This is a genomic window from Cedecea sp. AS113, from assembly GCF_037152415.1.
Classification (GTDB): domain Bacteria; phylum Pseudomonadota; class Gammaproteobacteria; order Enterobacterales; family Enterobacteriaceae; genus Cedecea.
Genome location: NZ_JBBCMI010000034.1, coordinates 1 through 11,520, shown reverse-complemented (window position 1 = coordinate 11,520; position 11,520 = coordinate 1). Strand labels below are relative to the sequence as shown.

Sequence of the window (11,520 nt, the reverse complement as noted above, 5' to 3'; positions counted from 1 at the left end):
TGCCAACGGAGACACCCCAGTGCTTGATGCCATTATCACCCTCAGTAAAAGACTGAAACTTACCATGATTGCAGAGGGTATCAGCACCAGGAAGCAGGCCCTGTTTATGAGGAATAATCAGGTAATGCTACTGCAGGGATACCTGTTTTCACCGCCTCTGGATGCAGCTAATTTTAGGACGTGGTATCTCAGAAATGAATACAATATGAATATAACCCCGAAGATGTAATCAACGGACATGCCGCCATATCTCCACTGGAACATGGTCGTATAAAGTTCCGGTAATAAGCTCAGCCAGACGATGATCTGCGGCTCCCCAGAAAACGGCCAGTTCAGCATCACTGAGCTCGTAGTTTTTTTTATCTATGATTTTCTCCAGTGACTCTTTGTGGCGTAACTGTCGGAGAATATAAAGCCAGTCTTTCTTTGTCATCGTTCGTGCATATTGCATAGAATGTATGTCTCCCTACCTGGGAAATAGTTTAAAAACCTTTTTTACAACAAAGTTCGACTCCTGATTGCAGAATATATAGCTGCGATCCCCTCGGATTCACAACCAACAACGGGACAGCTTTCAGATAAAACCTTTATGACTTAAAATGCATTACCGACGGTGAAACATCTGCTGATATATAGTTAATCAACGAATACCCCTATTATTTTAATCGAGAACACCCTGGACTGAGGATATATTCTAGTTTTTTGTGCACAGAACGCATTAAATAATTGCTGCATTCACTTCCAGACTGCTTTTTGAAATAAATATTTTTGGCATAATATTTACGTTAAATGAAAGTAGAATGACGTGGATGACACCCATCATCCTGTTTATTCTTTAAAATAGCTCACTCATACCTTGCAAAACTTAGTTGCAACTGACCAGAATATACATGTTATAAAAGAAAATGATTGTCTTGATGCAACTGACTTTCAGTCTTAAACAAAGATGAATATAAACGTTCTGTGGCAATGTTGACTCTTTCACCATCAGAGACGATGTATCTCATCAGACTGGTCTTCCACGCACCACTTTCAGAGCCGGTACGTTCAGTCCAGCAATTACACTAAGGTATACAACTTGACCATCTTACAGTGTACTTCCAAAAGGTGCGGAAAGCTGTAACTGCCTGAGCCTCTGCGGACACAGGCTGGCAAGATAACAAGCGTACTACATAAGCATTGTTCTTATCCCGCGCGGTATTAGCGTATTTATTGCCTCTACTGCCAATTTTGCAGATATAGTCGATAAATTGTTGTCACAGCGCGTAACTCGTCTGTGAAGAAACGCCCGACGACTATTCTGTCTCAGGACTTCTGAGACCGCTTATGCGGTGACTGAAAGAGTGAAGTGACAGATTTCACTTCACTCATGATTCAGCCCTTCCCACCCTGGAATGAGGGATACAGCGTCATCCCGCCATCCACAAAAATGGTCTGCCCGGTAATATAGGCTGATTGGTCTGAAGCCAGCCAGGCGGCAACATTTGCAACAACCTCTGGCTCAGCGACATACTTCATTGGAATAAGCGTTTCCAGCTCCACACGTAACGTCTCATCGCTCATTTTATCCTGATTCATGGGCGTGTTTATAGCACCCGGCCCAATAGCGTTAACCCGGATGCCCTTTGCAGCATATTCCAGCGCGAGGGATTGAGTCAGCATACGTACTCCCCCTTTGCTGGCAGAATAGCTGGCGAAAGTCGGCCAGGGAATGATCTCGTGAACAGATGACACATTTATAATATTGCCTTTAATGTCGTTTTCTAAAAAGTAGTTAAGCGCAGATCTCCCGGTGAGAAAAAAACTGGTAAGATTGACGTCAATGATCCTGCGCCAGTCATCAAGGCTTATTCTGTGCGTCGGGTTTTGAGTTTCAATCCCGGCGTTATTAATCAGCAAATCCAGTTTTCCGAAATGATCTATCGCAGCCGTAACGAAGTCATGGGCAGTATTTTCATCACTGATATCACCGCCAAATATGGTCGTTTTTCCCGACTTAAGGCCGTTCAGTTTATCAGCCAGCGCCTGCGCTTCTTCTTTGTCTGAATGATAATTGATGACGACATTCATGCCTTCTTCAACTAAGCGGGTAACAATTGCAGCCCCTATTCCTCTGGAGGATCCTGTTACCGCAGCCACTTTTCCCTGAAGATCTGTAAACATACATAACCCCCTGATTCATTTTTAGCCTGAATGAAACATCACCGTTTCAGCATCTGTCTCTGTTATTCAGGGGCCGGGAACGTAATGCTGGGTATGACCCGGCAACAATGTACGTTTTTGACCACCAGAATAACGATTTTCTCTTCAATTTATGCTATCTGTAATCCAATAAATACCCTGAAAAATTAGCAACAGATCTTTATATACGCAAGCTCGTGGCCGTGCCGGGTTAAGTCCCGGTGTAAGTACACCCGTTTTAGTTCCACGCACTTTTTGAGGTTTCTGGGTTTTTGACCCTGGCCCAAAATCAATGCAGTGCTAAATCAGAGATCTTCGTCTTTTTGTAGGCTCCGGATAAATTCAGCCGGGGTCATGTCATTTAATGATGAATGCGTTCTCCCATGATTATATTCCCTGCGCCAGCTGTCGAGTTTATTCTGCGCATCTTCCAGTGAGAGGAACCAGTGAATGTTCAGGCATTATCCCGCAGACTACCGTTAAATGATTCAATAAACGGGTTATCTGTCGGCTTTCCTGGACGAGAGAAGTCCATTGTCACCCCATTTTCATACGCCCATTTATCCAGGCTCTTCGAGATAAACTCGCTGCCGTTATCTGTCTGAATACGCACAGGCTGGCGTTTACTCAGTAAGCGTAATGCTTCCATCACAGCGACCACATCCTCGCCCTTCAGCGACTTTCCTGCGTGGATCGCCAGACACTCACGACTAAAATTATCCACTACAGTTAACACCCGAAAACGCCGTCCGTTAAACAGATTATCCGACACGAAATCCATACTCCAGCACTGATCGACACCGGTCAGGAAGGGGCGCTGTTGGCGATGCGCTGCACTGACATGCCTGCGCGGACGCTTTCTCCGCAGGTTCAGTCCTTCCAGACAATAGATTCTGTGTGTTTTCTTGTGGTTAACAGGCCAGCCTTCCCGTCGCAACTGAATATGAATACGCGGACAGCCGTAGCGGATCCGGGTTTCCGCTATTTCCCTGATGCGAAGGGTAATCGCTCGATCATCCCGCCGACTCTGCCAGTGGTAAACGCTTCTGCTCTGCATCAGCAGTCCACATCCCCGCCGGACACTGATACGGTAAGCTTCCCGCAGGAAATGTACCGCCTGACGCTTCTGAGCCGGCCTCAGAACTTTTGCTTCAGTACCTCCTGCAGCATCTCTTTGTCCAGACTCAGGTCAGCGACAAGCTTTTTCAACCGCTGATTTTCATCCTCCAGCTGCCGCAAACGACGCAGTTCTGTCAGGCCCAGACCAGCGAATTTCTTCTTCCAGTTATAAAAAGTGGCTTCAGAAATGCCCATTTTTCTGCAGACTTCCCCGATGCAAGTACCGGTTTCGGCCTGTTTCAGCGCAAAGGCTATCTGTTCTTCGGTATAACGGGTCTTTTTCATGGCGGTGTGCCTCTCTTTGAGATGGAAGAAAGACCGGAGACTTCAGTTTAGCCTGGCACTGTTTTCAGGGGGAAGGTCATTCGCGTTAAAGAAAAAGGTAGAGCGCAACCTTGTCTCCAGCCCTGCACCAGTCTACCTGCAAGTGCCGATCAGAGAGTTCGTTTTAGCCGTATTCGATTGGCACAACGGTACTTTTATCTGCAACTACATCCATCAGCTAAGCTCTCCACCCACCATGGAAAGATGATTAAAAGGCGACCAGCATCCAAATTATAACCCTTTATATACTTTCTCTACTTGAGAGCTAATGCCTATTATACCGTCCACTAAGAAATTTTATGGTTTACTAGTCACCCTTGCAATAACGCTTATCATTTAAACACGTCCATAGCTAAAGTTATTTGTAATAATGTAAGTAAATCTGCTCAGCATAGCGAACCTTGTAATAGAAATCCATTTATTGCAATAGCTCGTCGTATTTAACGTACGCTCTAGTTAGTTAAATTAGACTGGGTAGATGGTGTATATATAACAGTGAGTTTCCCACTATATATTCCTGCTGACTTATCGGCAAAGCGGAATTGCGGTGTTGTAAATGTTAATGGTGCTGGCACGCATAAAGAAACACCCGAAACACCGGGAATAACAACTTGTCTCTGAATTTTTCTTTCATTCGTATTTTTCCATAAAACCTCCGCTCCATTACTTATAATCTGTGACTGTCCGGATGTAGGGTTTAATACGCTAAGCTGGTAATCAACTCTGTTTTCAGCCTGACTTTTGTCAGCGCCATTTCGATAAACAGAAAAAAATCCAGTCTGCCTTCCTGGAGCACTCGCTCTCTCGTCGCTGAATATCATATTAACCTGAGAGCTTGTCGAGTTTTTCCCATCATATAGACACATATCTAATACAGACTTACCGCTCATACTTTGTGTATTCTTAGTGCCAGTGCGATTGGATAAATTAAGATTTACCTGGGGGGTTGAATAAGGGAATGTTGGGAAATAAACTTGCTGACTTTTAAGGTCTGTCACTGTCAATGATATATCCGCACTCCAAACACCCAATATTCCATATCCATTGTCCCATAAACGTAAATTTTGCTTCAACGTAGCGGTCCAGGTGCCTGGAGATGAGAGTTTGGCAAGCTCACTTTGCGGAATGCTGTAAGTGAAATCACTGGTCACGATTAAAGCATTATCGCAGCCAGTAGTCATTGAAGCAGGGGTGTTTTTGGATTGTCCTGCACAACCTCCAGAAATAACATTCCATTGTTTTATAGGCGTAATATTTAAATCAACTTTAGTTGAACTTCCTTTAAGAGAAAAAGACAGTCTTACGTAAAGTCTGTTGTCTGTTGAGTTGTACCACCACGAAGACGTAGTCGCACAAGCTCCATATGTGGTGTCTGTAGCATTAAGGCAGGTTAGTGTATTTCTTCCCCATTTTTGTCCATTAGTATCATCCTGACCGCCTGATAAAGCATTCCAGATAATTAAAGAAGCAGGTAGTGAGTTTTTATCAAATTCAGCTGTAAGATTTGTAGTTCTGTTCATCGGTGGCTCGTAAATAGCTTTACAAGAGAATGAAACAATGGATAAAAATGAGATTAAGTATAGTAAAACATTTTTAAAATACATATTTACGCCTTAATTATTCATAGCGGTATTTTTCGTATGATCACTTAACCCTGCAGTCATCAGAACAACCTGCTTTTGTTCTGCCGCAGGCAGCCTTGCAAGATCTGTACGCTGGCACCTCGTTTCCCCGACATAACGAATAACATCTCTCATCATGCTGACCTTCATCCCACACTGCCAGTAGGATTCGTTTTTCACAACGTACAACTTTTCCACCTTTCTCGTCGTCTGAAGGGTAAAACTTCCGTTACCCAGAGGCGTCCATGCCATCACATTAAGCGGGATGACCCCTTCAAGTGGGTGGCGGTTGTTATCCAGCAACTGGCCAAGCCACGTGTAGCGCGTTTGCACGCTCACAGCCCGGTTAAAGACCTTTCCTGGAGTCATGAAGACTTTTCTTGCTCCGGTACCCCGGCTTATCTCACTGCTTATTCCCTCAGGGGAGGCAACGGACTCCGTGACGTCAAACTGGTTTTCCCTGTAACCCGGCACAGTAAAAAGCGCCCTGCTGTTGCCTCTCACCTCACTCCTTCCACCGGTGTCCACAGAGACATTTACCCGCGATACTTCTGGGGTGTCTTGCTGTTCAACACCCACAGTTATTGCTGAAGAAGGCGTTCCATCTCCCCAGCGGCCAGCGGCCAGCCCATCCCGATCCAGGATGAGGGAGGAGCTGTAATTACCGCTACCGTTGAGCAGATGTTCCCCACTTGTCCGGTCCCAGGCGTCACTGACGGTCAGGGACCCCGCGCCGTACTGCCCCCCCACACGGCCATAAGCTGAAGCGGTCAGCGTGCCCGTATTCACGCCGTTAAGCGACACACCTGTTTCGTTTTCCCCCGTCTCATCGCTGTACTGACTGGCAGCAATGTTATAACCCAGCCCGTCATCACCCCGCTTACTGGTCTGCCAGTTTGCTCCGCCAGAAAATGTACTTCGCTTTCCGTCCACGCCATTCCTGCTTGCAGAGAACGAAAGCGTAATAAACATGCCTTTATCCGGAGCATTAAATGCGCTGTCATTTCGAAAAAAGGCATTGATGCCTGATGTGATATTAATATCATTGAGATTAATCGTGCGCGTGAGGCCCGCCTGCCATGTCCGGCTTTCAGAGTGAGTCTGATAAATTCTTTCCCAGGGAACAGCCGCCCGATCACGCGGGTCAAAATCAGCTATATCCCGGCGATAGACATACCGCCCCCGGTTACTGTTGCGGGCAAATCCGAGTGTGGCATACCACTTATCCAGCGGGACAGAAAACATCACGCTACTACTCTTGTAGCAACCGTTTATGCTGTAGCGATGAAGTCCCTGACTGTTACACTCCGGGGCCGTCATTGCACTACGATAAAAACTGAGCGAAAAACCATCGCTGTAATTTGCCTGCTGAATATTACCTCTTGAGCCTTCGCTTCCGTGCAGATAGCTGACTCTCGACGTCAGAAGCCCGTCAAGCCATCTGGAATCAAAACCGTGCGCCCAGTCCAGCGCACTTTCCCAGAAACGCGCAGTATTGAAAAAAGCTGAACCAGTGGTCAGAGCGAGGTTATTGCTCACCGGCAGCCTCAGCCCGGCCTGAACGACCTGCCTGTCGGTGCGCTCACTGAAGATCCCGTCCGCGTCCGGTACTCCCGCCTGAATAAACCATTGTAACGTGCGGGATGAAAGTTCTCCCAGCCCGATGTAAGGGACTGTTTCTGTTCTTACCAGCTGGTTATCCTCAAAAATCCGTAAAGTAAGCGTGTAACTTCCCTGAGGGAATGCCCGGGAGTCCAGAATCTGTGCACCGGCTTTTAAATAAAATGAAGCCAGTAGCTGTCCTTCCCGATAAGCATCGACTCTCGCATCACGTGAGAGAAACAGATTGACAGGCGTGCCGGTTGAGACCTTATCCATGTTTATCCATGCAAGCGTCGAGCCCGTCCTGACGCCACTAATTTTACCCAGGGGTAACTGACTGAGATTGATATTCCCCCCGGTATTGCTGAATATGTCCCGGGCGTCCATGACACCTGCCTGCACATAAATCCGCTTTAAAAAATCCTGCCTGATGTAAGCATTATTGACGGATACATCATGCGTGCTTTGATTGCCTGAACGTTGCCCCTGAAGATTCCAGTCAAGGTTGAGATAACCCCCGTCGCTAACGCCCAACGTACCGTTACCCTGAAGCGACACAGACTGATAACGCCAGTCCGCAACGAAATTGACATTTTGTTGATGAATGAGCGCATTACGGCTTTCTGCGCTTACGTCGTAATAAATATTGTCCTGCTTTTTAGCTGGCAAATAATCCCGGGCAATAAAAAGATTTATCCTGCCATTATTTTCATCATAGATAACGTCAACCGTCTGAGTGTCCAGAAAATCGCATCCGGGCTGGTTACCGCCCGTACTGCAGGAGAGCTGGCTGTTGCGGCGAAACGGTTTATCCAGAGACTTATGCAGCATGATGCTGAGCCGAGGGTTGTCCGGATATGCCCTCAGGATGGAAGATATCAACGCGTCCGGTTGTATGAACTGGATGCTTTCAAGATCCACCCAGCTCTTGAAAACCCCCAGCGATTGTCCGTACAGTGAGACTTCCGTGAGAATAGTCTGACCCCGGGCCAGCTCTTCAAATCCCCTGGGTACGCGCAATGATGCATTACTCGTCAGAGAGACTGAATACGCGCTTATCATTACGGCCAGAAACGTGAATCGTATATTCATCCATGAAGTCCTGTCTAATGACAGGGTTTCCCCTGTCATTATTCTTATCTCTGTCAGCCGCCCGCTGCTGCAGTGGCCTGGGTCACGACAAGACTTACAATGCCGGTATAGGTCCCTGCTGCAGAAACTGCGCCTGGCGTGGTCTGTGAAATAACCAACGGCATGGTCGACGAGCCATTCGTAATCCCGCTTGGGAATGTGGTGGCGTAAGCAAGGCTTGTCGCCGTCGTGGAGAGGGCGGTGCCATTGACGGACACACTTAGCGGAATAGGGTTAGCGCCATTCGCATCCGTGAGCGACGGTGTATTTGCCAGGCTGACGTTTAGCGCACGGTCCGCAGTATTGGACCAGAACTTGATGTTCTCTTTATGGGCGGCAAGACCTTTGCCTGGCAGGTACTGCATGGCGATAGATGACGGCAGAGGTGATCCATCAGCAAGTGTGACATCGACCGTAGGGTCGATATTTGCCGTGACAGTAATATCACGCTGGACAGCATTCACACTGAAGGTAGTGACAAGCACGCTGACAAATGAAATAACTTTAATCTGAGTTTTCATCGAACATTCCTTATATTGTTGTTCCCTGGTGTCGGGGACGGAGTAATAGTCTCTTTATAGAGACAAAGAGATTTCTTCGGTTTTTTCTGTTATCCAGTTTACGTATTTAATACGATACTTTTTATCGCGTGAGAATGTGATGCCCGCCAGGCGGGCCTCTGTATCCGGATATATGGTTGCAGACACTTTTATCCACTGACACTGGCCAGACTGGTCACAAACCCCCACTTCTTTTACCGGGATACGGATTGTGCCATTATTTAACACCTTGCCACTACCATCGATAAATAAAAGGCTTGCCTGAACTTTTTCAGGCGCGACGTGAATAAGTGCGCCCCAAACAACATTAACGCCGATACTTGCGGTTGCTGTCGATTTTTTTAAATCGCCTTGCTGCACAATAAAGTTATCTTCATTGACGCTTTCAAAATAAGCACGCCACGTTGTTTCCTTTTCTGGAGGCATGACAGAAACAAGTCTGACCACTCGCTCACTTGCAGGAGAGAGCGCAATCTTTTGCGGCGTAATAATCAGTCCGGCAACACTAAACGCATCACTAGTTTTCTCCTTCTCCTGCGCTGTCCCGGGTTGAAATATCTGCTTGAGACTGACTTTAATAAACTGAACATCATTGTCCTGGGAGATGACTTTTATCTGGCTGGCTCCTTTAAGACCTACAGATACCTCCATGGGATAAACGTACATTGCACCTGAGGTTGGATTTATCTGCATGAAAAATGCGGATACTGCGAGTAACGTCAGCCTGAAAACTCTTAATTCCATTTACTTACCTACCAATCAATAGGTTACGTTAATAAATTTTTCTTTTCCTGGTGGATATTAAGAGACAATCTGATCGATATCAAGTATTTTGATCGTAAGTAACGATCAAAATCCAATACATGATAGCCAATACCTATCATAATGCCGGGTTTTGATCGATCGTTGCTAAAAATATGAACAGGTTAGACCAGATTTCATCCGAACATTAAGCATACAAGGATCAGGCAATGACTTTGACCGTTTACCCAGCTAGGGACCGTTTTTTTTCTGAAGGTTTAGCTCATTTGTTTTCAGGAAAAACACCAGAAGAAGAAATAATGGTATTGAATCTTGCGAAGTGGTCTCTCAAAGAAATCGTTCTTTCAAACTGGGCGGAGATGAGACGGATGCAGCCATCATTTATTATTACGGAACATAGCTTACTCCCCGTCGCAGATTATTTAAAATCTGCTAATGGAAACTCCTTTGTATTAAACTCCGGTCAGTTAATACTTCCTGAGTTATGTTCCGAAGGTTTAATGACAGAGAGGCTCACCTCACTGAGGAGAAAAAGAAGTGGACGCCTGACGGCTACCGAGTACAGAACACTGAAATGTTTTTTTAACCTGATGACGGTGGACGAGGAAGCATGGAGATATAAGGTGTCAAACAAAACCATCTATGGAATGCGTTCACGGGTTGCTGCAAAACTAGGCATCAAAACCTTAAATGAGATCCTCATGTGGTAGAATTTGAGCGGCATCATTTCACTAGATGAGTGGTAGCAAAAGTGGCATCTCCTGTTTCAAGACTGCCTGCAAACCAAATTTATATTGCGGCAATCTCTCATTTTATGGATATTAATATATCCCTGAGGAAGATACATGATCCAGTACGATACGGACCAGTTGCAACCAGGTCTGTGATCAGACATGCATTTCAAATGAATCGACCCATGTTGTTTGATATACCTATAGTCAGGCATCCGCTTTGCCTGAAGGTTACTGTTCGGATTTATCGAACTTGACTACATCAGAATCATTGTAATATCGGATTACCAGTGACTGGGAAAATCAATCCAGGCGTAACCAATGCGAACATTTTTTTCTTGCACGGGGGGACATTACGCGAGATACGTCGTGCCATAGCTCTCAGTTTACCTGCTACTTGTAGCATTTGCTGCTTGAGAAAAGTTCTTTTCTTAACACCAATCATACTTTGCTGCAGGTAAAAGCAGATAATCGTTTCCTTACTTTTCTTTGTCACATGCTCTGCCTGAACTGAAACAGTTAGATTATTTTCCTTAACTTGTTTGAAACGATCTTGAAAGTTATTTCCGGAAAGTACAACTATAATAAGAAATATAATTATTGAAGCAGATGGCAATGCAAGCACCAAACCCAGTCTCTCAGATGAAATCATCGTCTTTTATGAGACTAAATAGTCTGATTCAAGATAATAACTGTCTGAAAGAGGCAGGTGTGCGATTTTTACTAAAAAAACCTCATGGATATGGTAAGCCGTCATTTTTTTCCTTTAATATAAATCGCGCACTAATTATTCGTTTTTATCTGTGTATATGTCAGGGCACATATTCGATAAATAAATCACTGTCTTCCTTAGAAGAAGTTTAGCATAAATTGTGCTCTCTTTGCACCCCAGTGTTAACAAAGAGTGAAGAACAATCCAGATTGGCTATTCAACCAGTAGGAATGTCACTGTTGGTATTTTACTTTCAAATGAAAATGATTAATCTACTTAAGCTCCCCCTGATATTATTCTTAACCCGCTAATTTTTAAGATCTATATGCTGCAGTATGAAAGAACAATTAAATAGAAAGACTTGTTTATATGCTCCGCCAGTTACGGTGTAAAGAGCCACCGGAGAAAACCATCTACAAAAAATCACGACCTCAGTGAGGCTAAACTGGCCATTTTCTGGGAAGCCACAGACCATCATCTGGCTGAGCTTATTACCGGAACTTTATACGACAATGCTTCCGCGGAAATATAGCGGCATCTCCGTTGATTATACCTTGGAAGTTGTATTCATGTAGTAAACATTTCTGAGATACCACTTTCTAAAGTTAGCTGCATCCAGAGGCGGTGAAAACAAGTACCCCTGCAGTAACATTACCTGATTATTACTCATAAACAGGGCCTGCTTCCTGGTGCTGATACCCTCTGCAATCATGGTAAGTTTCAGTCTTTTACTGAGGGTGATAATGGCATCAAGCACTGGGGTGTCTCCGTTGGCA

At 45.3% G+C, this 11,520-nt stretch carries 11 protein-coding genes and 1 pseudogene; 3 read left to right on the top strand and 9 right to left on the bottom strand.

All coding sequences use genetic code 11. From position 1 onward, the window contains the following. On the top strand, positions 1–229 hold a 229-nt coding region (locus WFN87_RS23520; protein WP_336989469.1), incomplete at its 5' end, for an EAL domain-containing protein. On the opposite strand, the gene WFN87_RS23515 is transcribed toward WFN87_RS23520, so the two are convergent. From WFN87_RS23515 to WFN87_RS23485, 7 genes and pseudogenes are all read right to left on the bottom strand, one after another. Next, positions 230–433, bottom strand: a complete 204-nt coding sequence (locus WFN87_RS23515; protein ID WP_034809945.1) for an Hha/YmoA family nucleoid-associated regulatory protein — start codon at positions 431–433, stop codon at positions 230–232. Between the two features lie 941 nt (positions 434–1,374). Then, the gene (locus tag WFN87_RS23510) at positions 1,375–2,163 is read right to left on the bottom strand and encodes a glucose 1-dehydrogenase (RefSeq protein ID WP_008460557.1); all 789 of its coding nucleotides are present in this window, start codon (positions 2,161–2,163) and stop codon (positions 1,375–1,377) included. A 323-nt stretch (positions 2,164–2,486) separates the two neighbouring features. Continuing rightward, positions 2,487–3,585 (bottom strand): annotated as a pseudogene (locus tag WFN87_RS23505) (IS3 family transposase). A 491-nt stretch (positions 3,586–4,076) separates the two neighbouring features. After that, positions 4,077–5,228 carry a CfaE/CblD family pilus tip adhesin gene (locus WFN87_RS23500; RefSeq protein ID WP_336983946.1) on the bottom strand — a complete coding sequence of 384 codons (1,152 nt, stop codon included), beginning with the start codon at positions 5,226–5,228 and terminating at the stop codon, positions 4,077–4,079. Positions 5,229–5,237: 9 nt separating this feature from the next. After that, the gene (locus WFN87_RS23495; RefSeq protein WP_336983947.1) at positions 5,238–7,940 is read right to left on the bottom strand and encodes a TcfC E-set like domain-containing protein; all 2,703 of its coding nucleotides are present in this window, start codon (positions 7,938–7,940) and stop codon (positions 5,238–5,240) included. A gap of 53 nt (positions 7,941–7,993) precedes the next feature. Then, entirely contained in the window at positions 7,994–8,500 is a 507-nt protein-coding gene (locus WFN87_RS23490; RefSeq protein ID WP_008460565.1) for a CS1 type fimbrial major subunit, read from the bottom strand. 54 nt (positions 8,501–8,554) lie between these two features. Continuing rightward, positions 8,555–9,283, bottom strand: a complete 729-nt coding sequence (locus WFN87_RS23485; protein ID WP_008460566.1) for a fimbrial protein — start codon at positions 9,281–9,283, stop codon at positions 8,555–8,557. Positions 9,284–9,510: 227 nt separating this feature from the next. Here WFN87_RS23485 and WFN87_RS23480 point away from each other — a divergent pair, with 227 nt between their 5' ends. Then, positions 9,511–10,011 (top strand): hypothetical protein, encoded by a 501-nt coding sequence (locus WFN87_RS23480; RefSeq protein WP_336983948.1) that lies wholly within the window; start codon positions 9,511–9,513, stop codon positions 10,009–10,011. 289 nt (positions 10,012–10,300) lie between these two features. Here the strand turns inward: WFN87_RS23480 and WFN87_RS23475 are convergent, their stop codons facing one another. Next, positions 10,301–10,684: a hypothetical protein gene (locus WFN87_RS23475; RefSeq protein WP_008460568.1), complete on the bottom strand. Its 384-nt coding sequence runs from the start codon at positions 10,682–10,684 to the stop codon at positions 10,301–10,303. 421 nt (positions 10,685–11,105) lie between these two features. On the opposite strand from WFN87_RS23475, the gene WFN87_RS24230 reads away from it, so the two are divergent. Further along, a complete protein-coding gene (locus WFN87_RS24230; RefSeq protein ID WP_442892796.1) occupies positions 11,106–11,276 on the top strand; it encodes an Hha/YmoA family nucleoid-associated regulatory protein in 171 nt (56 codons plus the stop codon). Between the two features lie 15 nt (positions 11,277–11,291). Here the strand turns inward: WFN87_RS24230 and WFN87_RS23470 are convergent. Continuing rightward, a partial coding sequence (locus tag WFN87_RS23470; protein WP_336983949.1) for an EAL domain-containing protein occupies positions 11,292–11,520 on the bottom strand: 229 nt, incomplete at its 5' end.